Here is a 23,603-nt window from a genome sequence, read left to right on the forward strand (position 1 = left end):
CCCAAGGCCGCTACACCTACTTCAGCCCAAGCAGCGATTTCACCGCGGCGCGCACGAACGGCCACGAGGGCGATTCCGGTGAATTGCATTCGTGGTGCCCGACATTCGGCACCACTTTCATCACGGCATCGTCGCCCGCAGCGGCGGCGGCGTCGACAAACAGCATCGCTACTCTCGGCGGGGAAATCGTTTCGTTTTCACCATTGATGAAAATCATCGGCGCGCCAATCGGCAGCAGTTCGCGCGGGGAACCTTGCGCGTAACGCACCGGCCATTGCGCCGCGGATCCACCCATCAGCAACGTCACGACCGGCGCACCGCAGATTTCGTTTTCCACCGGCTGAAACTGTTTCAAATCTCCCAACGCGCCCAGTGGCACGACCCCATGGATTTTCAACGGCGTGGCCGAATACACTTCGCTGGTTTTCGGCAGCTTGGGTCTTGCCGCGAGCCAGAGACCCAAATGTCCGCCCGCAGAGTGCCCGACCGTGATGACCCGATTCAAATCCAGCGAATATTTCGCGGCGATCTCGCGTAACTTATCCGCCGCCGCAGCCACATCAAGAAAGGTCCCCGGCCAACCGCCGCCCGGTTGATCCGCGCGCCGGTATTCGATGTTAAACGTCGCTACGCCTTCCTTGCGCAGCGCGTCGGCCAGCGCCGCCGTATTCGGCGCACTCGCGTAGCGCTCGATCCAGCAACCGCCGTGAATCACAATCGCCACCGGATGCGGCCCCTTGCCCGCCGGTAGGCGCAAGTCGGCGTATTGGTTAGGGTCGGTGCCATAGACGATTTTCGCGTCGGGTGGCGCACTGGGAAGCGCGTCGATATCGGCCGGACGCAAGTAGCGCGGTTTATCCGCGGCCAAGCTCGAAAGCACTCCCGCCAACATCAAAACGCCGCCCATCACCAAACGCGTATTCTCCATAAACTGTTTGTTATCCGCGCTTCCATTACGCGCGAAACAAATCGTTGCCTCGCAGGCGCGCGGCCAGCAATTTGCCCTCTCATGTCCGTCGAAAACACCACGCCCGTGCCTGTGCCCAGTGACTTCATCCGCGATATTGTCGCGGCCGATGTCACCGCGAACCGTTACGCGAAAATCGTTACGCGTTTCCCGCCAGAGCCCAACGGTTATTTGCACATCGGCCACGCCAAGTCGATCTGCCTAAACTTCGGTATCGCCAAGGAACAAGGCGGCGTCTGCAACCTCCGCTTCGACGACACCAACCCGGCTAAGGAAGAAGCCGAATACGTGGATTCGATCACGACCGACGTGAAATGGCTCATCGCCGGCTGGGCCGACCACTGCCTCGGTTTCAAAGCCAAAGGCGCTCACCCCGCCGCGATCACCAGCAACGGTAAACCCGACCAGTATCTCGGTTCCGTTCCACCGAGCGCTACAAGCGAACCCTTTTTCGCGAGCGATTATTTCGACGCCCTCCACGCTTACGCGATCGCACTGATTAAACGTGGCAAAGCCTACGTCTGCGATCTCAGCCCGAAGGAGACCGAGGAATATCGCGGCGCGCCCGACAAGCCGGGCAAGGATTCGCCTTTTCGCAATCGCAGCGTCGAAGAGAATCTCGACCTCTTTCAACGTATGACCGCCGGCGAGTTTCCGGACGGCGCGCGATCATTGCGCAGCAAGATCGACATGACGTCGCCAAATATGTGGCTGCGCGATCCGTTGCTCTACCGCATCCGCCACATCCCGCATTATCACGCCGGTGCGAAATGGTGCGTCTATCCGCTCTACGATTATGCGCACTGCCTGAGCGATTACCTCGAAGGCGTCAGCCACAGCCTGTGCTCGCTCGAATTCGTGCCGCACCGCCCGCTCTACGACTGGGTGCTCGAAAGCCTCGGTCTGCCGCGACCGCTGCCGCATCAATATGAGTTCGCGAAACTCGTTCCCGCTTACACGTTGCTGAGCAAGCGCAACATCCTGCGCCTCGTGCAGGAAAACGTCGTCGCCGGCTGGGACGACCCGCGCCTCCCCACGCTTTCCGGGCTGCGTCGCCGCGGCGTGCCCGCCAGCGCAATCCGTGCCTTCGTCACCGGCGTTGGCGTGACGACTTTCAACAGCGTAACCGACATCGCCGTGTTCGAACACGCTGTCCGCAACGAACTCAACACGACCGCGGAACGCCGCCTCGGTGTGCTCAAGCCGATCAAGATCGTGCTCACGAACATCGCGGAAGGTGAAACGGTGGACTGCAAGGCCACGAACAACCCGCAGGCTGAAACGCCCACGACGCGGGCGATCGCGCTCACTCGCGAAGTATTCATCGAGACCGATGATTTCGCCGAGGTGCCGCCACCGAAATACTTCCGTCTAAAACCGGGCGGCGAAGTGCGCCTCAAATACGCGTGCATCATCAAGTGCGACGAGCTGGTGAAAGATGCCAACGGCGCGATCACCGAGATCCGTTGCACCGCCCAACTCGATACGCGCTCCGGCCAGCCCAATTCCGATAAGAAAGTGAAAGGCACGATCCATTGGGTTAGCGCCACGCAAGCCATCGACGCCGAAGTCCGCCTCTATGATCGCCTCTTCACCGTGCCGGAACCCGGCGCCGAGGAAGATTTCATGAAAGCGCTGAATCCGAAATCGCTCGAAGTAGTCTCCGCCAAGCTTGAGCCGTCCCTCGCCAACGCGAAATCCGGCGAAAGCTTCCAATTCGAGCGCCTCGGCTACTTCTCGATTGATCCGAAAGACTCCGCGTCCGGCAAACTCGTTTTCAATCGCACGATTACGCTCAAAGACACGTGGGCAAAATGAGGTGTTAGAAAGTAACGGCGCCTTGCGCGTGCAGTTCACTGGAGCTGGCAATACCGAACGCTACCTCCTGACCACGAGTTTCTAGCGCAACGCGCACGCTTTCCTGCGCGGGCAGCACCTCTTTCAGAAATTGCATTTCAATTCCCGCTGGGCGCGGCGGCTGGCCCGCGCGCACGAGTGCCGTCTGCAAACAGTCGAAGTAAGCGGTGTTGTTCATGTGCCGGTTGCCATCAAAATCCGAATAACGCAGCGACACCTCATGCGACTGCGTCATGTCTCCCGGCGGCGTGAAGCGTAATTTTTCCAAATCAGGACGAAACACCTCGGTCTCACCGACGGGAAACTGTTCCGCGAGCGCAAGCGGCACGCGCGTCAGCGTCTTCGTCTGCAAATTGAGATACAGCCACAGCGTGGACGCGGTCACCAGCAACTCTTCACCACTGAACACGCGCAGATCGCGATAGCCGCGAAATCCACGGATACCGGCAGACCACGTCACCACGCGGACATTTTCCTCGTAACCCGGATAGCGAATGATTTTGGCCGCGATCCGATTTAGGACCCAGCTCTCCTGGCGCGCTTCCATCGCCTTTGTGCCGAGACCAAACAAGTCCGCATGCTTGATCGCCGCTTCTTGCAGAAGCTGGAAAACACTGCCCAGCGTCATCAGCTGGTCGCGGTCAACCTCCCGGTAGGAAACCACTGCCGGGAGAATAAACTCCGAGGACATCGCGCGTGAGACGGACGACTCAGTTGGTTTCAGCAAACCGTTTCAGCCGCGCCAGCACTTTTTGCTGACCGAGAACACGGAAGATCGCCGTGAGACTCGGCCCGGCATTCGAGCCGCTGACGGCGAGGCGCGCGACGGATTGGTAATCGCCAAAACCGAGGTGATTTTTCTCCGCGAGTCCTTTCAAGCCCGCTTCGATCGTGGCGTCCGACGAGAAATCGATCACAGGGATCACCGAAATCAGTTCCGCGAGGCGCGCCTTCGGGTCGCCTTTGCCCATGACTTTTTCCTTCACCTTCACATCGAGGGGAAAATCTTCCGTGAAAAAATACACCGTGTAGGCACCGAGTTCGTCGATGGACTTAATCTTCGGCTGCGCGAGCAGCATGATTTCGCTGAAATACTTTTCATCTTTCAGCACGAGTTCGACGTTCGGCTGTTTTTGAAAATAGGTTTTCGCCAATTCCACGAACCGCTCCGCCGGCTGCACGAGCAGATAATTCATGTTCATATTCGCGAGCTTCTTGCCGTCGAACTTGGCATTGCTCTGGTTCACGCTGGGCAAATCGAACAGTTTGATGATGTCTTCGATCGGCATCTTTTCGCGGTCGTCGCCGGGATTCCAACCGAGTAGCGAAAGATAATTTACGAGCGCTTCCGGCAGGAAATAGCGTTGCTGGTATTCTTCGATCAGCGCGCCCTTGTCGCGTTTGCTCATTTTGCCCTGACCCATTTCGGGCGACTTCAAAATCAGCGGGATGTGCGCGAACACCGGCGCGGTCACCCCGAAGCCTTCGTAAAGGCGCACGTGTTTACTCGTGTTGGAAAGGTGGTCTTCGCCGCGGATGATGTGCGTGACCTTCATCTCAATGTCGTCGACGACATTCACGAAGTGAAACACCGGGTTGCCATCCGAGCGGAAAATCACGAAATCTTCGTCTTCCTGACGCTCCACTTTGCCGCGGATTTTGTCGTCGATGATGACGGGGTCGATTTTGACCTTCTCGACTTCTTTTTTGCGGTGATCGTCGAACACGCGATAACGCTCGCCGAGCATTTTAAACCAAATCGCGCCGTCCTTCTCGTAAGCACGGCCGGCATCGAGGAGCTTTTGTTTGTAGCGTTCGTAGATCGCGCCGCGCTGGCTCTGGCGATACGGACCATAGTCGCCGCGCTCGCCGACGCCGTTGGGATTCGGACCTTCGTCCCAATCCATGCCGAGCCACGTCAGGCTGTCGTAGATGAGTTGGAGAAACTGTTCGCTGTTGCGCGCTTGGTCCGTGTCTTCGATGCGCAGGATGAACGTGCCGCCGGTGTGGCGCGCGTAGAGCCAGTTAAACAACGCCGTGCGGGCGCTGCCGATGTGGAAAAAACCGGTGGGACTGGGAGCAAAACGGACGCGGACTTGGGACATGGAATGACGTGATTTAAAAGAGGAGCGGTCAATAAACCGCAACCTTCCCGCGCTGTCAAAACCTCTCCCCATCGGCTCAGTGCGTCCGCGGGTTGGACTCAAGCCACTTGATCGTCAGGTCAGGAAAATCGGTGAACACACCATCCACGTTGGCTTTCGCGAACAACGCCGAATGCAAGGCGTCGAGAGAAACAAACCCCGGCGGCAATTCGTCCGCGCGCACGGTGTAAGGATGCACGACCAACCCCGCAGCGTGCGCCCAAGCGACCAATTCACTCACTCCTGGCTCGTGCCTTTCGCTGCCGCTCGACGATACAATTCGATTAATCGCGGGCCCAACTCCATCGACCAATACCGCCAGTTGCTTGAGCCCATCACGCGAGGCCAGCGCATTATAATCAGTGCCGTCCGCACCCTTCACCCCGCCAAACAAGAGCACCATGCGGCCCTTCCACGCCAGTTCTCCGCGCATCCGGCGAATTTCCTCCAGTTCGAAGCATTGCACGAAACACGCGTCGCCCTTCCCTGCGTAACCATAACGCGCCAGCAGCGGCAAAACGGTTCCACCGAGATCAAATCCCTGCTCGCGATGCCACTCCGGCTGCTTGAGTTCGACGTAGATTCCCGTGCGCAAACCGCGACTTTGATTCAGCCCTTGGATCAACTGCAGTTCCTCTTCCAACGTCGGCACACGAAACTCACCTTTACCGACGGGAAACCGTTTCGGAAAAATTGCCCGCCCGCTGCGAAAATTGAAACGTTCGCTCACGCGGAGCTGCTTGATTTCCGCCAGCGTAAAATCGATCGCGTAGTAGCGTCCATCTGCGCGTTTCCGCTCAGGAAATCGCTTCACCACATCGGTCACGGTGTCGATCTGCACGTCGTGCAAGACGACCGGCACTCCGTCTTTCGTGAGCACGACGTCCTGTTCGATAAAATCCACGCCCATGCCATGGGCGAGCGCGACGGTCTCCAACGTATGTTCGGGCAAATAACCACTCGCGCCGCGATGGGCGATGACCAGCGGTCGCGCAATCGCATCCGCCACCGTCGTCACTGCCAGTATCAGACCGACCAAGAAAAATTTCAGCATGCCGAGAATTATGCGCAGGCTCGCCGCTTCAGCAAAAGCGAAACGCCCGCGTCATCGAATTGTCACGCTGCCTCAACTCGCAGGCGACTCCGGCTCCGGCAACTTTGCCGCGATAAACGCATCGATCAACGCCTGGGCTTCTTCTGACGGCAACCCCATGGCGCGCTCCGCGAAACGCGCGAGGTCTTTCGGCCACGGCGCTTTCAACAGATAATTCATCCCGCAGGGTCGCAGATCGATCGCCGCGCAATGCAGCGCCTGCCGCGTGATCGGCAATAATTCCGAATGTCTCGACGTCCAACCGCTGGTTGCGAAATCCAGATACAAGTTCTGATCCGGACCGTAGAGTTTATCCCCCACGACCCGGTGGTTCAGCCATTCCGCGTGCGCCCGGATCTGGTGTTTGCGCCCCGTCATCAGTTCCACGCCCACGAGCGTGTAACCGCCACGCGTGACGAGCGGATGAAAAATCGTGTGACACTCTTGCGAACCCTCGCCCCCATCGACGCGTTGCCGCACCGTCACGCTCGACTCGATGTCTGGTCCCAGCGGCTGATCGACCGAAACCGACTCGCGCAATTCTCCTTCGAGAATCGCCACGTAGGCCTTGCCGATCCGCCTTTTCAAAATGGCTTTTCCCAAGCGACCCGCGGCGGCCTCGGTCTTCGCCAGAACGATCACGCCACTCGTTTCGCGATCCAGGCGAAAGGCGAAGCGAATCGTCTCAAGTTTAAATTCCTCTTTCACCGCTCCCCCCAAACTCGACCACGGGCCGTTCTTGGAAGGATGCACCACGAGCCAGCCGGGCTTGTCGATTACGAGCATTTTGTCGTCCTCCAGAATCACCCATTTGGGCAATTCGCCCGGTTGCACAAGCGGTGCGGTCAGTCCGGGCAGAGGTTCGTCGGCATGTATCATGTGTTATGTTCAATAATTTTTTAGAAATATGTCGCCGAGAAAAATTGCAAAAACAACAAGCGCGTTTACGTGTCTGATTAGTCGAATGAAGTGGTTTAACCCAGTGATGCGTGCTCCCGGTCCTCAGGACGGCGGCGGTATCGGGAAGATAAGTTCGACCGACAATTTAAGCAGAAATTTTTCTGCCTCGTTAACCAAAGGAAATCCATGAACCAAAATAATCGTCCTCACGAAGTGATTGTGTCCGGTATCCATCTCGAACTCACGCAGGGAATGAAAGATCATGTGCGCGAAAAGATGGAGCGATTATTCCGTCATGAAGGACACATCGTGAGACTGAAGGTGGAGCTTGAGTGTGACCGTAAACACGACCACGACCACAAGTTCATCGCGAAAGGCCACGTCGTTATCAACGGCCCCGACATCAATGCCACGGTCCAGGCGGAAGACTGCTACAAAGCCATCGACCTGCTCGTGGACAAACTCGACCACGGCCTGCGCAAACGCCACGGCCTGCACAAGGACAAGCGAAACCACCCGCACGCGATCGAGTTCGACGGCGTCGAACTGCCCAAAGCGATCTGAGTCAGCAGAATCGTTTGCCGCAAATTCCAGCCCGCCACGACGGCGGGCTTTCTTTTGGTTATTTGCCACGCGGCAGGTGTGTGCGGCGCCGCGCACACCCGTCCGCGTTGAAATTCAGAGCACATCCGCACTTGCGGCGCGGGACAGTGCATGCGCTGCTTTCGGCCAACGATGACTCTGCTTATTCGCAATGCCCGTCTGCTCACGCTTGCCCAAGGTGCCCGCCCGCGACGCGGAAAGGAAATGAGCGAATTAAGCATCATTCCCGTTGGCGATGTGCTCGTCACAGAGGGCAAAATCGCTGCCTTCGGCGCAAAAGTCACGGCCCCGCCCGACACCGAGACCATCGATGCGCAAGGCCGGGTAGTGATGCCGGGATTCGTAGATTGCCACACGCATGCCTGCTGGGCGGGCGAACGGATGAGCGAATGGCTGCTCCAACTCAGTGGCACGCCTTACTCCGAAATTTTAAAGAAAGGCGGCGGCATTCACGCCACGGTCAACGCCGTGCGCGAAGCGACCCAAAAACAACTCGCCGCCAATCTCCGCGACCGCCTCGCACTGATGTTACGCGAAGGCACTACGACCGTCGAAGTGAAGAGCGGCTACGGACTCACCACCGAAGCTGAATTAAAAATGCTCCGCGCCATTCGTCGCGCCGCCAGCGAATGGCCGGGCACAGTCGTCGCGACCGCGCTATTGGGTCATGCGTTCGAGGGCGATCTCGACACGTATGCGCGCATGGTCGTGAAGGAAATGCTCGCAGAAGTGTCGCGAGAGTTCCCGGACATCGCCATCGATGCTTACTGCGAAGATGGCGCATGGTCCGTCGAGGCGTGCGTGAAATTATTCGAAAAAGCCGGCAAGCATCACCCGCTCCGCGTGCATGCCGATCAGTTTACGTCACTCGGGATGATTCCTGAAGCCATCCGACTCGGGGTGCGCAGCATCGACCATCTGGAGGCCGCGAGGAAAAACGACCTGCTCGCGCTCGCCGCGTCGCGTGTAATCGGTGTTATGTTGCCCTGCACCGGGTTTCAAGTCGACGGACGCTACGCCCGCGCGGGATTTTTGGCGGAGCAAGGTGGCGCTGTTGCGCTCGCGACCAATTGCAACCCCGGCTCCTCGCCTTCGCATTCGATGCCGCTCGCGATTGCCCTCGCCGTGCGATTTTGCGGTCTTACTCCCGCCGAGGCCATCGCCGCCGCCACCGTGAACGCTGCCGCCGTGCTGGGCTTGAACGACCGCGGCACCCTCGCCGTCGGCCAGCGCGCCGACCTGATTTTGCTCCGCCACAAAGACGAACGCGCCCTCACCTACGAACTCGGCGGCAATCCTGTGGATTTGGTCGTCTGCGGCGGACAATTGGTGCGCTAAGGTCGCCGTCATCCGCATCGCCATTAAAACAAAAACCGCCGAACCTGTTAAAGATTCGGCGGTTAAAAAATGGTGCGGGCATAGGGAGTCGAACCCCAAACCTTCAGATTCGTAGTCTGACGCTCTATCCAGTTGAGCTATGCCCGCACGAAGGAACGGTGAATAAGCTTATTTCCTGAGGGCACTTCAAGCAGAATTTTTTAACTAAAAATGCCCTCGCCGAAAAGCGCTCAAGCCTTGGCGGCGGCTGATTTTTGAATGTTCACGTCGAGCACTTCCTCGCGGATACGTTCGCTCTCGCGATCGATCTGCTCGGGAGTCGCTCCGAAGCTGCGCAGGATGTGTTCGGTCATCGAAAGCGCGACTTCGCCCTCGCCCGTGAACACCTCGTGCGCACCGGCTTCGAGCAACGACGGCAATTCCCGCAAATACGCCGTGCGCGCGAGCACCCGCAGGCGCGGATTCAATTTCACTGCTTCCTTAATGAGCTCGCGGCTCGCTTGGATGCTGCTCGCACTCAGAATCAAAAAGTCAGCCTCCATGATTCCGGCGCCTTTCAAAGTATCAGGATGACTCGCGTCACCATAGATGACGTGCGTGCCCTTCTGGCGAAGTTTCTCGAACGTATCATGACTGAGTTCGATCACCGTAGGCTCGATTTCGTTATCCCGCAGCAAGCGGCTGACGGTTTGGCCCACCGGGCCGTAGCCCACCACGATGGCGCGGCGCGAAGTTTTCGGACCGGGCGCATTGGCTGTCTTGGTCGTTGTGCCCGCGCCGCCTTTGAGGAATTTTGGAATCCAGCCTTGGCGTTGCATCCACGATTCAATCGGATCGATGGCGCGATACAGCATCGGGTTGATCGTGATTGAAACAATCGCCGCCGCCACCAGCGCGTTGGAGGCCGCGTCGGGCAGGATGTTCAGTTGCCGGCCGACCGTCGCGAGGATGAAGGAAAATTCACCGATCTGCGCCAGTGCCACGGCGACGGAAAGCGCCACCTTGAGCGGATAACGCATCACCACAACGAGCAGCCACGCGGCCAGCGGCTTGCCGATAAGAATGACCGCCAGCGCCGCGATGACAGCAGCAGGTGATTCCAGCAGGCTCTTGAAATCCACAAGCATGCCGACCGAAACGAAGAACAACACCGCGAACGCGTCGCGCATCGGCAACGCTTCCGTCGCCGCGCGCATGCTGAATTCCGAGCGCGCGACCACCATGCCGGCGAGGAACGCGCCGAGGGCCATCGACACTCCAAAAAATTGCGCTGAACCCACGGCGATTCCGAGTGCCATCATGAGCACGGCCAGCGTGAACAATTCCCGCGAACCTGTCTTGGCGATGTAGCCTAGCAAACGCGGCACGCCCCACCCGCCCACGATAAACACAAACGCGACGAGGGCACCGATTTTTAGCGTCGGCAGACCAATCGCCGTCAGCAGATTAAACTCGCCTGACTCCGCGCCAAAAATCGCGGGCAACATGACAAGCGCGAACACCGTAAACAAATCCTCCATCACCAGCCATCCGACCGCGATATGGCCGGTTGGCGTGTGGAGATCGTTATTATCCACGAGCACGCGAATCAGCACGACCGTGCTGGCCACGGAAATCGCGAGACCGAAAATAATACCGGCAGTCCACGTCCACCCGAGGAAATGCATCGCCAGCGCGCCGAGTGCCGTCGCGGTGAGGCTTTGAAACACCGCACCGGGAATCGCGATGTGTTTCACCGCCAGCAATTCCTTGAAATGGAACTGCAGTCCGACGCCAAACATCAGCAGGATCACGCCCATCTCGGCGAACTGGTCGGCGATCTCCTTGTTCGCGACGAAACCGGGCGTGTAAGGTCCCACGACGATGCCTGCGAGCAGGTAGCCGACGATTGGCGAGAGGCCGAGTCGATTGGTAATCAACCCAAGGGCAAGGGCCGCCACGAGGCCGCCCGTAAGTGTTAGGATCAAGTCCAGGTTATGCATAGGCAAACGCAGTGCCTTCAGCTGGATCCGAAGGCAGGTGCAAGCGTCACCAAGGCAACCTCACGCGACATGACAAGCGCGGTTTTCTAAAAAACGAAAATTATTCCGCGCGCTTCGCTCGTGATGCGCGCACCCGTGACAAAACGAAAAGCAAAATCACGACCACGATCAACCCCGTCACCACCAACGTATACGACTGCGTGCGGTGCAACGTGCGCTCGAGTTCCGCAATGTCATCCTTGAAATTTTTCCAGAGCCAGTGCCCCAGCCACACAAACACCGGCACGCTCACCAGTGCCGCAAGTCCGTCGAGCGTGAAAAATTTCCAGAAGCGAATCTTCGCCGAGCCCGCCGTGAAAAAAATCGGCGCCCGCAGGCCGGGCAAAAAGCGTCCGACGAACAAGACCCACGAGTGATATTTATCGAACATCGCTTCGACCTTGTCCTGCTTCGCTTCGGGGAAAATTTTTTGAAACCACTTCGATTTCCGTAACCGGCGCCCGAAGAAACGGCCCGCCAGGAAAATCATCGAATCGCCCGCCATCACGCCGGCATACATCAACACGCTCACTTGAATCCACGAACGCCCGTCGATTTCCCCCAAGGCACCCGCTGCCACCAGCACGATATCCTCCGGCACCGGCAGACCGAGTCCGCACAAAATCAGCACGAAGAACGGCCCCCACATGGAAAACGGGGAGTCCTGAAAAAATTTCAGCAGGGTTTCGAACATTACGCGGGGAAAAATTTGCCCACCCGCCTAACCGCGATGAGCAGGCATCACCAAGCCCACGAATAACGCCATGACAAGCGCAGTTTTACAAAACCAAGGCACGCGGTGAGATTTCACGTAACCGCCACCGAATTTTTCCGTTCACGCTTCACGAAAAATGTGACCAACAGGATCGTCGCGCCCACCACCAGGCTGATCAATCCGACCTCAGCCATCGGTCCAACGAATTCCCGATAGAGTCGCGGCAGGTGTTGCTCGGCAATTTTGGGCAGACTGAATATTTCAGTGAGAAAAGCCGCCATGCTCGTGCCATCAGAGAGCGACGCCATCAGGTAAACGAGCGCGCCATGGCCAACGAGCACGACTGCGAGCCACCTCCACGAGCCAACCAACACCAGCGCAGCCGCAAAGAGAATCACCGCCGCCAGCGAAATCGTCGAACCGAGTTCCACTGCACCAAAAACATCCCGGATACGGCGAAGATCCGCCACCATGTCGGGTGCCGCCTTGGCTGAATTGAACACGTAGTTCGCAGGCAATCCGAGGTTGTTGATGAACCCGTTCTCAATGTCGCGCCTGGCCTTTTCCTGTTCAGCGACGGGCAACGACCGGATCTCCGCGGGCGGGTTTTCGCGCAGATAATCGCGAAAGCGCTGGCGAAAATCCTGCACGTAGGGTCGCAGCGGCACCGTAAATTCCAAGTGCGTCGATTCGCCTTTAAAGTAGGTGAAACTCGTTTGGAGCACGCGCCTGATTTCCGCCGAAATCTTGGCACGATTCGCGAGCAACGACGCCTCGATCGGCGGCCAGAAATCGTGGGTTTCATTGTCCAGGCTTGCGACCACGTGCGCCGTGGCGAGTCCGACGAAATCTACTTTCTCCAATTCGTCGGCCACGAAATCGGCATTCAAGGCGGTGCGATTGAGCTGTCTGCCCACCGTCGCCACCACCAGCACCAACCCCAGCAAAACGCTCACGAAAATCGCCGAGAGTGTCCTGAGTGCGCCCACGATTTTCTCAGCTTCCGGCGAGGCGCCAGTCGAGCAGCTCGATCTGCAACAAGCGGCGACCGTTGTAATAATTCCAATTCAACTGCACCGCCACTTCGATCTCCTGGTTCACGGGCGGGAGACGGTCGGCCATTTTCCACGCCACGCCACTGATGCGACGCCCATCGGCATCCTCCGCGGCAAAACGAAAATGCTGCTCCTTAAAAACATCCGGACGATTCCGTAACCGCAGTCCGCGCACCCCGAAAATCGGCTCGGGATTCCCCATGCCGAACGGCTGCAACGATTCCAAATCGGTCATCAATTTTTCGTTAAGCTGCGTGCCGTCGATCCAGCCGGAAAGCTCCACGCACATCTCAGCCGCCGCGCCATCGCGACCACTGCGAATCGCCTCCTCAAACTGCACGCGGAAATTTTCGAGCGACAATTTCTTCAGCGAAATGCCGACCGCCATCGGATGGCCGCCCCAACTTTCCAAATGCGACGCGCATGCGCCCAGAATCTCGACGAGATTGAAACCATTCACACCTCGGCCCGACCCTTTCGCAAAATCGCCTTCGTTCCCGAGCACGATCGTCGGTCGGTTATATTTCCTCGAGATCCGGCCAGCCACGATGCCCACCACGCCAGGATGCCACGCTTCATCAAACAACACGAGGCCACTCGCCGCGCTAAAATGTTCCTCCACGTAACGCTCGGCGCGCTCCGTGATGTCGCGCTCGATATCCTGCCGCTCACGATTCAGCTCATCGAGTTTGCGCGCGGTCATTTCGCAAAACGCGACCTGCTCACTCAGCAGCAGGTCCACCGACAACGACGCATCGGCGAGACGGCCGCTCGCGTTGATGCGCGGTCCGATGCGAAACGAAATATCGCTCGGCACGAGCCCTTGCTCGCGTTTCAAGCCCGACACTTGCATCAGCGCGAGCAAGCCCGGGCGGCGGGTCTCGGCCAGCACGCGCAAACCGTGGCGCGCGAACACGCGGTTTTCCCCGTGCAATGAAACCAAATCCGCAATCGTGCCCATCGCGACGAGATCGAGGTATTCGCGCAACACGATCGACATCGCCACGGGGTGATTCTCGGCGCGCAGTTTTTTCAACAGGCCGTGCGCAAGTTTGAAGACTAAACCCACCGTGCACAGGTAGCGCCACGCGTCGTCGCCTTCGCGCGGATTCACGTGCGGGTTGATCAACAGCGCATCCGCCGCCGGCGGCTCCGTCGAGCGATGGTGATCGACAATGATTACATCGATGCCGCGCGAACGCAGGTAAGCGACCTCTTCGCTGGAATTCGTGCCGCAATCCAACGCGATAAACAAATCCGTCGGCCCGCCTTCGAGTGCACGGTCAATGGAAGGGCGCGTGAGCCCGTAGCCTTCGTCAGCGCGGCGTGGCACCACGTAGCGCGGTGAGAGCCCGAGCCGGCGAAGAATATTGACCATGATGGCCGTGCTGCACACGCCATCGACATCGTAGTCACCCAACACGACGATCGATTCGCCTTTGCGCAAAGCGACCAGCAACCGCTCGGCCGCAGCCTCGAGGTTGGCCAAAAGAAACGGATCCCCGAGCGTCGCGAGCGTCGGCTGCAGGAAGCGTTGCGCCGCTTCGGACTCGGTGAGACCGCTGCGGTGCAATAATTCTGCCACGACCGTGGTCGTCCCCACGCTGCGCGCGAGGTCGGCCACGCTCTCGGCGTGGACCGGCGTGTAATTCCAGCGCATCAGTGGCGAAAAGCCGCCCGATTACTCAGAAGCGCGGGAAGAACCGGTCCACTCGTATTTCGGAGCGACGTCTTGATGGGCTTCGACGTGCTTACGCTCGCCCTTGTGCCACCAGTAGAACACCTGCGAAGAGATGAAGATCGCGGAAAAGGTCGAGGTCACGATACCGACGAGGAACATGAACGAAATTTCTTTCAACACGCCGCCGCCGAACACATACAGCGAACCGGCTGCGAGCAGCGTCGTCGTAGAAGTCATGATCGTGCGGGCGAATACTTTCGAGATAGCGTTGTTCACCACTTCGCGCAGCGAGCCGGTCGGGTTCAGCTTCAACTCTTCACGGATACGATCGAATACGACGACCGTTTCGTTGATGGAGTAACCCGCGATCGCCAGAATGGCCGCGACCATTGGAGCTGAGAAATGGTGACCGAAAATTACGAAAAGACCGATCGTCATCAAGATGTCGTGGAGCGATGAGAACATCGCGCCGATGCCGAAGCCGAATTCGAAGCGGAACGCGATATAGACGAGAATGATCAGCATCGAAACGCCGATGGAAAGAATGGCGTTCCACTTGATCTCGCTGCCGATGGTGGCACCAATCTGAGTTTTGCCCCCCTTGACGAGGCCTGAGTTGGGATACGCTTTAACGAGTGCATCGAACAAGGCATCGGACTTGCCATAGCCGGTTTCAACTTTGAGCTGCTGTTGGCCGCCACCGAGGGCTTGCACGTAGGTCGGATTGACTTCGCCGATACCGGCAGCGGTCGCAACCTCGCGGATCTTACCCGTGTCGATTTTATCTTTGAAAGTAATAGTGACCATGTCGCCACCGGCGAAATCGATACCGTAGATGCCGTCGCCCTTGTAGATGACGACACCGAGACCGATCGCGACGATGATCCAACCACCAATAAAGGACAATTTACCGTATTTAACCCAATCGACGTGCACGTCGCTGATCATGCGACGCATCGTGATTTTCTTAATCCAGCCACTCTCAACGAGCATATCCATCAGCATGTGACCGGTGATGAGCACCGAAAACAGCGTCGAGATGACACCGATCGCGAGCGTTACACCGAAGCCTTTGATTGGACCCGTGCCGAGCCAGATCATGACGGCGCAAATCAGGAGCTGCACCAAGTGGGCGTCCAAGATGGTCGTGAGCGCCTTGAGGAAACCGCTTTGATTGGAAGTCACGAACGACTTACCCGCCGCGATTTCTTCGCGCATGCGTTCGAAAATCAGGATGTTCGCATCGACCGCCATACCGATGGTGAGAACGATACCCGCCAGGCCGGGCAACGTGAGCGTCGCGCCGAGGCTGGCCATCGTGCCCATGATGATGATGATGTTTACAGCCAGCATGATCACTGCGACGAATCCGCCCGTGGAGTAGAAAGTAATCATGAATGCAGCGACGAGCACGGCACCGATGATGGAGGATTTCACGCCACTCGAGATCGCGTCTTCGGCCAGCGAAGGCCCGACTTCGAGCTGCTCTTTGACTTCGAGAGGGAGATCGAGGGGATTGTTCAGCACGTTCGCCAGCTGCTCAGCTTCACGCGCGGTGAAGTGGCCGGTGATCTGGGCGGAACCGCCGGTGATCGCATCGTTGATGCGAGGAGCGGAGTAGAGTTTACCGTCGAGCACGATGCCGAGCATGCGGCCTTTGTTCTCGGTGGTGACGGCGGCAAATTTATCAGAACCTTCCGGATTGAAGCTCAGGTGAACTTGATAGCCGCCGAATTGGTCAACCGTGGCCTGGGCGCTGCTGACGGTGTTACCCGTCATTTCCGGGATCCGCTTCACCAAATAGTAAGCCGTGTAAGAGCGACCGGTTTGGCGATCGTCTTCATCGATGCTGAGCACCTCGTAGCCGGGCGGGACACTCTGCGGCGGCTCGACCATCGCGGAGGTGTTTTCCATCACGATGCGGAATGCGAGTTGCGCAGGCTTCTTGACGCTGTCGATGACGTCAGGATTTTCGCGGACGTTCAGGCCGGGCAGCTGGATTTCGATGCGGTTGTCACCGACGGGGCGGATGATCGGCTCGACCACGCCCATGCTATTGATGCGGTTGCCGATGATCTCGATCGCTTTGCTGAGCTGTTGTTGGCGCTCGTAGTCGTTGCCTTGGCCGGCCGGTTTCGGCGGGGCTTCGAGCGTGACGGCGACGCCACCCTTCAAGTCGAGACCGAGCTGCAACGGGCTCTTCGCTTCCTTCGAGAGGTGCGCGAGGAGAATTTCGTTACGCTTGTTGACGTTCTTGAGCGTGCTCTCGAGACGGACGTGCGGGAAAAACTGCGTGAGATCGATCTGCTCTTCGAACGCGATCTGCTTGAGGCCGACGTAAACGCTGGTCGCACGACCGGCTTTGACGCGTTCTTCGGCACGGGTGATGAGCTTGGCAAGATCCGCTTCTTTTGCGGACGATTCACTGCGGATATATTGACCGAAATCACGGTCTTTAAGCGGCAGGGTGGTGAAAACCGCCCAAAGCACGATGGCGAAGGACAGGATCAGTTTCCAAAGATTACGACGAAGCATGGATGTTGTTTGTTAAATTCAGGTGACGCAGCGAGGTCGCGCCGGTCTTGGGGTAAAGGGGTATGCGCGGACGAACGCGAGACGATTAGGCCGCGTCGGTTTTCTTCACGAGCGCGCTGACAAAGCCCTTCGCGATTTCGACTTTCGTGTTATTGTCGCCGATGCGGACCACGTAACGGTCGTCGCGCACGCTGGAAATCACTCCGTGGATGCCGCCGCTGGTGATGATTTCGTCGCCGGCTTTGAGTTCGGACATCATCTTCTCGTGAGCTTTCTGCTTCTTGCGCTGCGGCGCAATCAAGAGGAAATACATCGCCGCAAACATAAGAACGAGCGGGGCCATCTGCATTAACATAGCGGCACCACCGGGGGCGGCGGGCGTGGCAGGAGCGGCTTGGGCGAGGATCACGGATATTTTAGTCATTGCGTCTTCAGGTGTTTTGAAAAATTGAAAAGGGCGAATAAGCCCAGCCACATTCTAAAAAGCAAGCCTAACCCCGTCCCTTCCTCCGACGTAAATTGAAGACAAAATCCGCATCCAACTGGTCAGCCGCTCAGTCTGAAGAACTCTATGGTTTTAAGCGTTGGGGGGCCAACCACTTCTCCGTGGATTCAGCCGGCTTCGTGCAAGTCGAACCGCTCTCCGACGGCCGCGCCGTGCGCCTCATGGATGTCGTCAACGAGGCGACCAGCATGGGACTGAAGGCCCCGATGGTCATCCGCATGCAAGACACGCTGCGTCACCGCGTGACGTTGCTCAACCAGGCGTTTCACAAGGCCATCAAGGAGGAGAACTACAAAGGCGAATACCGCGGCGTATTCCCCATCAAGGTCAACCAGCTCCGCGAAGTCGTCGATGAGATCGTCGCGGCCGGCAAAGATTTCAACTACGGCCTCGAAGCCGGCTCCAAGCCCGAGCTGATGATCGCCCTCGCGATGCACGAAGGCGCCAACCGCCTCATCATCTGCAACGGCTACAAGGATAACGACTACATGCGGCTCGCCCTCCTCGGTCGCAAACTGGGCAAGAAGATCATCATCGTCATCGAACAGCTGTCTGAAGTGGACAGCATCATCCAGATTTCCAAAGAAACGGGCGTGAAACCGATGATCGGTTTCCGCGTGAAGCTGCAAACGCGCGGCGAAGGCAAATGGTCTTCCTCGTCCGGCGACAACGCCAAGTTCGGCCTCAATACGGCTGAAATTCTTTTCGCCGTCGAAAAACTCCGCGCCGCCAAGATGCAGCAATGCCTGCGTCTCGTCCATTTCCACATCGGCTCGCAAGTTCCGAACATCATCACGATCAAAGCCGCCGTCACCGAAGCCGCGCGCTTCTACTGCCAGCTTTCGAAAATGGGTTTCCCGATGGGTTACCTCGACTGCGGCGGCGGCCTCGGCATCGATTACGATGGCTCGCGCACGAACTTTGAGTCGTCGATGAACTACACGCTCGGCGAATATGCCCGCGACATCGTGTCGAGCGTCCGCGAAATCTGCACCGCTTCCAACGTCAAGGTGCCCGACATCGTCACCGAATCCGGTCGCGCCGTCGCGGCTCCGCATTCGATGCTCGTCGTCGAAGTGTTCGAGCGCATTAACAAACACGAGTCGCTCGGCAAACAGCACCAGCCCAAGACGCGCCACAAGATCGTGGACGACATGGCGGTGTTGTTAAAAAACAAAGCCAAGCTCGGTCGCCTCGAACGTTTCCACGACGCGCTCCAGAAAAAAGAAGAAGCGTTCTCGCTCTTCAACCTCGGCTACCTCGACCTCGAAAACCGCGCCGCCGCCGAACAAATTTTTTGGCAGGTCTGCGAGCAGATCGACAAGGAAGGCGAGAAATCCGGTTACCAGCCTGAGGAACTGCACGACCTCAAAAAGCTGCTCGCCGACCAATACGTCTGTAATTTCTCGGTCTTCCAATCGCTCCTCGACAGCTGGGCGCTGAAACAGCTTTTCCCGATCACTCCCCTGCACCGCCTGACCGAGAAGCCCACGGTCAACGCCATCCTCGTCGACATCACCTGTGATTCCGACGGCAAAGTCGGCAGCTTCATCGATCTGCAAGACGTGAAGGACTACATCACGCTGCACTCGCTCAAACACGGCCAGCCCTACTACCTCGGTATTTATCTCACCGGTGCGTATCAGGACATCATGGGCGATTTACACAACTTGTTCGGTCGCGTGAACGAAGTGCATATCTTCCTCGAAGACGACGAACCCAACGGTTTTTACATCGAAGAAGCGCTCGCTGGTTCCCGCATCGCCGACGTCATCGAAGGCGTGCAATACCAGTGGGAAGAACTCTGCCGCCGCGTGAAACAGCAGGTCGACGCCGCCACTAAGAAAGATTTGATCAAACCGCGCGAAGGCGTGCGCCTCGTCGAATTCTACGAATCGCAAATGCTCTCGAAGACCTACCTCAACATCGAGTCGGTCTCCGGGAAAAAGAAGCGTTAAGCAAACGCCATTCTCAGGTGGGCGTCGGTGTCCGCACCGACGCCTTTTTTGTGCCTGTCGTTGGTTAACGATAGCGGCAAAAACTCGCTAGCGCGCTCGCTTCGAAGTGGCGAATCTCTCAAACGATGAGACTACCCCTTGGCGCGATTTTACTTTTTATCGTCACCGCGTTTGCCCACGCCGCCGGCCGCGAGACGATCAACTTCAACCCCGACTGGCGTTTCCTCAAAGCCGACCCTGCCGGCGCGTCCTCCGAAAAATTCGACGACTCCGCCTGGACGCTCGTCTCCGCGCCGCACACTTATAACGACACGGACACCTTCGACAACTGGTCGCTGCCCGGCCATCGCGGCGAACAACAACAATGGAGCGGCCGCACGTGGTATCGAAAAACTTTCGACGCGCCCGTCGCGTGGCGTGGAAAAAAAGTTTTCGTCGAGTTCGAGGCCGTGCGCCAAGTCGCCGAAGTGTATCTCAACGGCAAATTACTCGGCACCGCGAAAGGCGGCTTCACGCCGTTTGGTTTCGACCTCACGCCACACCTAAAAATTGGCGAACGCAACGTCCTCGCCGTGATGGCCGACAACCGTTTTCAAAAAGATCCGCTCGACCCCGCACTCGCACCGCAAGCCGCCACCAACGAGAAAACCCATCCCAACCTCGCGCAGCTCTCGAAAGCGCTGATGGAGCAAATTCCCGCGACGCTCGCCGAACTCTCAGCCGACCAGATCCCGTGGAATAACCCGCACTGGCACCCCGCACACGGCGGCATTTACCGCAATGTCCGTCTCATCGTCACCGATCCACTGCATGTCACGCTGCCGCTCTACAGTTTCCTGCAAACCGAAGGGCCCTATGTTTACGCCACCGAGGTAAGTGAAAAATCCGCGACCGTGGGCCTTGATATTCCAGTCCGTAACGAGCGCGACACCGTTGCGAAATTTGAAGTGCAGGTCGAAGCGTTCGACCAGGACGGAAAGTCGTCCTTCGCCGTGCGGATTGGCAGTCAGGAAATCGCCGCCACTGCGACCAAGCGATTCACGCCCAGGATTGTTATTCCCACTCCACGTCTGTGGGAGCCCGCCTATCCACATCTCTACCGCGTGGTCATCACGCTCAAATCCGACGGCAAGCCCGTTGACACCACGGAAATCCCACTCGGCATTCGCGCGATTCAGTGGACGGTGGAAAACGGCTTATTTCTCAACGGCGCACACTTAAAGCTCCGCGGCTGGGGTCAAAAATCCACCAATGAATGGCCCGGCCTCGGCGCCGCCCTGCCCGACTGGCTTCAATACTACACGATGAACCTCATGCGCGAAGCGGGCGGCAACTTCGTCCGCTGGGGCCACGTGCCCGGCGGCCCGGCGCAAATCGCCGCCGGTGATCGTCTTGGCATCATCGCGCTCCAACCCGGCGGCGACGGCGAGCACGACACCAAAGGCGGCGCGTGGCAGCTCCGCGTGGAAAATTTCCGCGACGTGCTGATCTACTACCGCAACCACCCGTCGATCTTCATCTGGGAAGGCGGCAACCAGAAAGTCTCCCGCGAACACGCCGCCGAACTTCGTGCGCTCATGGACAAATACGATCCGCACGGCGGCCGCGCCTACGCGCACCGTCGCGCCGACGCGATCACCGCCGAGTTTATGGACGTCGGTATCGGCACCGAAGGCGGCCGTGAGATCGCGCTCCTGCCCGTCGTCGAAGGTGAATATAACCGCGAGGAATCGCCGCGCCGTGTCTGGGATAATTTCTCACCGCCGAACTTCGGCTACCCCGAAGCCAAAGGCCAAACTTACCAACTCACCTCCGAGCAATTCGCCGTCAACCAAGTCAGCCACTACGTGAAAAAACTTGGCGCAGAGAATCACACCGGCGGCGCCAACTGGATTTTTTCCGACAGCACGAGCGGCGGGCGCGTTGCGGTGGAAGTCGCCCGCACGAGCGGCGAAGTCGATGCCGTCCGCCTGCCCAAGGAAGCGTATTTCGTCACGCAAGCGATGTTCCGCGACGATCCGCAAGTCCACCTCATCGGTCACTGGACCTATCCGGCGAACACCAGGAAAACAATCTACGTCGCAGCCAACACCGAGCGCGTCGAACTGTTCTTAAACGGAAAATCCCTCGGTCTCGGCCAACAGTCTGACAAATACCTTTTCACGTTCGCCGACATTTCCTCCGAACCCGGCGAACTCACCGCCGTCGGCTCACGCGACGGCAAAGTCATCGCCACCTCGACGAAACGCACCGCCGGCCCCGCCGTGGCCCTGCGCATCACGCCGATCATCGACCAAAACGGATTCGTCGCCGACGGTTCTGACGTGGCCTTATTCGACGTCGAAGCCATCGACGCCCAAGGCGAACGCGTTCCGACGTTCCAGCAGCGTGTCGATTTCAACCTCACCGGGCCGGCCATTTGGCGCGGCGGCTACAACAGCGGAAAACTCGACTCCATCAATCATCGCCACCTCGACCTCGAAGCGGGCCTCAACCGCGTCGCCATCCGCGCCACACGACAAGCCGGCGCTATCACTCTGGCCGCGCGCGCCGAAGGCCTGAAACCCGCGAGCGTCAAAGTGAGTTCGACCAAATTCACCGGCGCATTGCCTGCAGTTCCTTCCGTGAATTTGCCAAAGGCTGCGCCGGTCCGAGCCGTCGCGACCGTCATCACGAACGCACCGAAAAAATCCGGCGCGCTGATGCTTGGTAAATTCATCAAGACGCTCAACTACACCGCGCCCAACGCCTCGATCGTCCACGTCGAAATCGGCGCGCGCGACGGCAAGAATGCTTACGTGAATACCGATTCACCGTTCACCAATCTGCCCTCCGTTTTGCACGATGGCGACTGGGTGCAAGCCGACAACCGCGACGCACTTTATAGCGCCGTCGACTTTATGGAGATCGCCGTCAGCGGGGGCTCGACAGTTTATATCGCGCACGACAATCGCCTGCCCCGCCCCGCATGGCTCACGAAACAATTCACCGCCACCACCACAACTCTCGCCGTGCTCGGGCAGTCGTTCACGGTGTTCAAGCGCACCATCGCCACGAACGGCGAAAGCCTCACCCTCGGTGCCAACACCGAAAACACGAACCTCACCGAAGGCGCCATGTATCTCGTTTTCGTGAACAGGTAAGCCCGACCTTCTGCCGACGCTGACGCTACGGCGGACAAGCCGGGCGCGCCGTTTGATGCGCGCTCGCCAAGCCGACATCTCCGCCTACAGTTCGCCCACGCATGTCGGCTTCGCTTTCGTCACCTCCCTCACTCAATTCCCGCCCGACCATCGGCGTCGATATCGGCGGCACAAAATGCGCCGTCAGTCGTCTCGAAGGCGATCGCGTGATCGAAGTGTTGCGCATTCCAACCGGAGCCTTCGCGCCGACGTTTGAAGCCCTCGCGGCCGCGATTGCTCCGCTCGTCGGAAATGACGGAGCCAATTTCGGCATCTCCTGCGGCGGGCCGCTCGACGCCGCGCGCGGGGTTATCGTTGGTCCGCCCAATCTCGCTGTCGACTGGCACGGCGTGGCGATCTGCGAACTGCTCACGCAGCGCTTCGGCGGTCAGGCTGTGTTGATGAACGACGCCAACGCCTGCGCGCTCGCCGAATGGCATTTCGGCGCCGGTCGCGGCAGCCAGCACATGATTTTTCTCACGTCCGGCACCGGCATGGGCTCCGGGCTCATTCTCAACGGGCGCCTCTACGAAGGCGCCACGGGCGACGCCGGCGAAATCGGCCACGTGCGCCTGCGCGCCGACGGGCCGATCGGCTTCGGAAAAGCCGGTTCAGTCGAAGGATTTACCAGCGGCGGCGGCATTGCCCGGCTCGCGATTTCAAAACTGAAAGAAAAAAAATTCACCCTGCCCACGTGGGCGGCTGACGGTGAGAAACAAATCACCACAAAACGCATCACCGAAGCCGCGCTGACCGGCGAACCGCTCGCGCTCGAAATCATGCACGAAGCCGGCACGCGACTCGGCGAGACGCTCGCGATCCTCATCGATTTATTTAACCCCGAGAAAATCGTCATCGGCGGTTTTTATCCGCACTGCGAAAAATTGTTCGCACCCGCGCTGAACGCCGCCCTCGCCCGCGAAGCGCTCGAAGTTCCCGCGCATTACTGCGCGATCGCGCCCGCCCAACTCGGCGAAACCATCGGCAGCCACGGCGCAATTGCCGCAGCCTTGCACGCGTTCGCCCGTTAAATTTATCCTCTTCCCATT

Annotated in this window: 17 protein-coding genes and 1 tRNA gene; 6 read left to right on the forward strand and 12 right to left on the reverse strand. The window is 58.6% G+C overall.

Features of this window, described 5'->3' with window-relative positions; genetic code table 11:
* Window positions 1-16: 16 nt before the first annotated feature.
* The gene (locus ACRRQW_RS20670; protein WP_438483526.1) at window positions 17-928 is read right to left on the reverse strand and encodes an alpha/beta hydrolase family protein; all 912 of its coding nucleotides are present in this window, start codon (window positions 926-928) and stop codon (window positions 17-19) included.
* A gap of 81 nt (window positions 929-1,009) precedes the next feature.
* Between ACRRQW_RS20670 and glnS the strand changes: the two genes are divergently transcribed.
* Window positions 1,010-2,785: a glutamine--tRNA ligase gene (glnS, locus tag ACRRQW_RS20675; protein ID WP_438483527.1), complete on the forward strand. Its 1,776-nt coding sequence runs from the start codon at window positions 1,010-1,012 to the stop codon at window positions 2,783-2,785.
* A 4-nt stretch (window positions 2,786-2,789) separates the two neighbouring features.
* On the opposite strand, the gene ACRRQW_RS20680 is transcribed toward glnS, so the two are convergent.
* From ACRRQW_RS20680 to ACRRQW_RS20695, 4 genes are all read right to left on the reverse strand, one after another.
* Entirely contained in the window at window positions 2,790-3,515 is a 726-nt protein-coding gene (locus ACRRQW_RS20680) for an acyl-[acyl-carrier-protein] thioesterase (RefSeq protein WP_438483528.1), read from the reverse strand.
* 19 nt (window positions 3,516-3,534) lie between these two features.
* On the reverse strand, window positions 3,535-4,929 hold the full coding sequence (locus ACRRQW_RS20685; RefSeq protein WP_438483529.1) for a glutamate--tRNA ligase: 1,395 nt from the start codon (window positions 4,927-4,929) through the stop codon (window positions 3,535-3,537).
* A gap of 76 nt (window positions 4,930-5,005) precedes the next feature.
* Window positions 5,006-6,022, reverse strand: coding sequence for a glycerophosphodiester phosphodiesterase (gene glpQ, locus ACRRQW_RS20690; protein ID WP_438483530.1), 1,017 nt, complete (start codon window positions 6,020-6,022; stop codon window positions 5,006-5,008).
* 72 nt (window positions 6,023-6,094) lie between these two features.
* Window positions 6,095-6,940: an RluA family pseudouridine synthase gene (locus ACRRQW_RS20695; RefSeq protein WP_438483531.1), complete on the reverse strand. Its 846-nt coding sequence runs from the start codon at window positions 6,938-6,940 to the stop codon at window positions 6,095-6,097.
* Window positions 6,941-7,147: 207 nt separating this feature from the next.
* Here ACRRQW_RS20695 and hpf point away from each other — a divergent pair, with 207 nt between their 5' ends.
* Together hpf and hutI are read left to right on the forward strand one after the other, a co-directional pair.
* Window positions 7,148-7,525, forward strand: a complete 378-nt coding sequence (gene hpf, locus ACRRQW_RS20700; RefSeq protein WP_438483532.1) for a ribosome hibernation-promoting factor, HPF/YfiA family — start codon at window positions 7,148-7,150, stop codon at window positions 7,523-7,525.
* 171 nt (window positions 7,526-7,696) lie between these two features.
* A complete protein-coding gene (hutI, locus tag ACRRQW_RS20705; RefSeq protein ID WP_438483533.1) occupies window positions 7,697-8,902 on the forward strand; it encodes an imidazolonepropionase in 1,206 nt (401 codons plus the stop codon).
* A 70-nt stretch (window positions 8,903-8,972) separates the two neighbouring features.
* Here hutI and ACRRQW_RS20710 read toward each other — a convergent pair.
* The 7 genes from ACRRQW_RS20710 to yajC form a co-directional block, all read right to left on the reverse strand.
* Window positions 8,973-9,049, reverse strand: a tRNA-Arg gene (locus ACRRQW_RS20710).
* Between the two features lie 83 nt (window positions 9,050-9,132).
* A complete protein-coding gene (locus tag ACRRQW_RS20715) occupies window positions 9,133-10,884 on the reverse strand; it encodes a cation:proton antiporter (RefSeq protein ID WP_438483534.1) in 1,752 nt (583 codons plus the stop codon).
* Between the two features lie 100 nt (window positions 10,885-10,984).
* Complete coding sequence (locus tag ACRRQW_RS20720) at window positions 10,985-11,617, reverse strand: DedA family protein (RefSeq protein WP_438483535.1); 633 nt, start codon at window positions 11,615-11,617, stop codon at window positions 10,985-10,987.
* Between the two features lie 113 nt (window positions 11,618-11,730).
* The gene (locus tag ACRRQW_RS20725) at window positions 11,731-12,594 is read right to left on the reverse strand and encodes a hypothetical protein (protein ID WP_438483536.1); all 864 of its coding nucleotides are present in this window, start codon (window positions 12,592-12,594) and stop codon (window positions 11,731-11,733) included.
* A gap of 40 nt (window positions 12,595-12,634) precedes the next feature.
* Window positions 12,635-14,353 (reverse strand): single-stranded-DNA-specific exonuclease RecJ, encoded by a 1,719-nt coding sequence (recJ, locus tag ACRRQW_RS20730; protein ID WP_438483537.1) that lies wholly within the window; start codon window positions 14,351-14,353, stop codon window positions 12,635-12,637.
* Between the two features lie 21 nt (window positions 14,354-14,374).
* Window positions 14,375-16,909 (reverse strand): protein translocase subunit SecD, encoded by a 2,535-nt coding sequence (secD, locus tag ACRRQW_RS20735; RefSeq protein ID WP_438483538.1) that lies wholly within the window; start codon window positions 16,907-16,909, stop codon window positions 14,375-14,377.
* An 85-nt stretch (window positions 16,910-16,994) separates the two neighbouring features.
* Complete coding sequence (yajC, locus tag ACRRQW_RS20740) at window positions 16,995-17,333, reverse strand: preprotein translocase subunit YajC (RefSeq protein ID WP_438483539.1); 339 nt, start codon at window positions 17,331-17,333, stop codon at window positions 16,995-16,997.
* 95 nt (window positions 17,334-17,428) lie between these two features.
* On the opposite strand from yajC, the gene speA reads away from it, so the two are divergent.
* From speA to ACRRQW_RS20755, 3 genes are all read left to right on the forward strand, one after another.
* The gene (speA, locus tag ACRRQW_RS20745; protein WP_438483540.1) at window positions 17,429-19,372 is read left to right on the forward strand and encodes a biosynthetic arginine decarboxylase; all 1,944 of its coding nucleotides are present in this window, start codon (window positions 17,429-17,431) and stop codon (window positions 19,370-19,372) included.
* A gap of 125 nt (window positions 19,373-19,497) precedes the next feature.
* Complete coding sequence (locus tag ACRRQW_RS20750) at window positions 19,498-22,515, forward strand: glycoside hydrolase family 2 protein (RefSeq protein WP_438483541.1); 3,018 nt, start codon at window positions 19,498-19,500, stop codon at window positions 22,513-22,515.
* Window positions 22,516-22,616: 101 nt separating this feature from the next.
* Window positions 22,617-23,585, forward strand: a complete 969-nt coding sequence (locus ACRRQW_RS20755; protein ID WP_438483542.1) for an ROK family protein — start codon at window positions 22,617-22,619, stop codon at window positions 23,583-23,585.
* Window positions 23,586-23,603: the final 18 nt, after the last annotated feature.

Source organism: Oleiharenicola lentus (genome assembly GCF_051660365.1).
Classification (GTDB): domain Bacteria; phylum Verrucomicrobiota; class Verrucomicrobiia; order Opitutales; family Opitutaceae; genus Lacunisphaera; species Lacunisphaera lenta_A.

Coding starts and splice junctions, on each gene's coding strand:
- ACRRQW_RS20670 (WP_438483526.1), bottom strand. CDS start 928: ATGGAGAATACGCGTTTGGTGATGGGCGGCGTTTTGATGTTGGCGGGA.
- glnS (WP_438483527.1), top strand. CDS start 1,010: ATGTCCGTCGAAAACACCACGCCCGTGCCTGTGCCCAGTGACTTCATC.
- ACRRQW_RS20680 (WP_438483528.1), bottom strand. CDS start 3,515: ATGTCCTCGGAGTTTATTCTCCCGGCAGTGGTTTCCTACCGGGAGGTT.
- ACRRQW_RS20685 (WP_438483529.1), bottom strand. CDS start 4,929: ATGTCCCAAGTCCGCGTCCGTTTTGCTCCCAGTCCCACCGGTTTTTTC.
- glpQ (WP_438483530.1), bottom strand. CDS start 6,022: ATGCTGAAATTTTTCTTGGTCGGTCTGATACTGGCAGTGACGACGGTG.
- ACRRQW_RS20695 (WP_438483531.1), bottom strand. CDS start 6,940: ATGATACATGCCGACGAACCTCTGCCCGGACTGACCGCACCGCTTGTG.
- hpf (WP_438483532.1), top strand. CDS start 7,148: ATGAACCAAAATAATCGTCCTCACGAAGTGATTGTGTCCGGTATCCAT.
- hutI (WP_438483533.1), top strand. CDS start 7,697: ATGACTCTGCTTATTCGCAATGCCCGTCTGCTCACGCTTGCCCAAGGT.
- ACRRQW_RS20715 (WP_438483534.1), bottom strand. CDS start 10,884: ATGCATAACCTGGACTTGATCCTAACACTTACGGGCGGCCTCGTGGCG.
- ACRRQW_RS20720 (WP_438483535.1), bottom strand. CDS start 11,617: ATGTTCGAAACCCTGCTGAAATTTTTTCAGGACTCCCCGTTTTCCATG.
- recJ (WP_438483537.1), bottom strand. CDS start 14,353: ATGCGCTGGAATTACACGCCGGTCCACGCCGAGAGCGTGGCCGACCTC.
- secD (WP_438483538.1), bottom strand. CDS start 16,909: ATGCTTCGTCGTAATCTTTGGAAACTGATCCTGTCCTTCGCCATCGTG.
- yajC (WP_438483539.1), bottom strand. CDS start 17,333: ATGACTAAAATATCCGTGATCCTCGCCCAAGCCGCTCCTGCCACGCCC.
- ACRRQW_RS20750 (WP_438483541.1), top strand. CDS start 19,498: ATGAGACTACCCCTTGGCGCGATTTTACTTTTTATCGTCACCGCGTTT.
- ACRRQW_RS20755 (WP_438483542.1), top strand. CDS start 22,617: ATGTCGGCTTCGCTTTCGTCACCTCCCTCACTCAATTCCCGCCCGACC.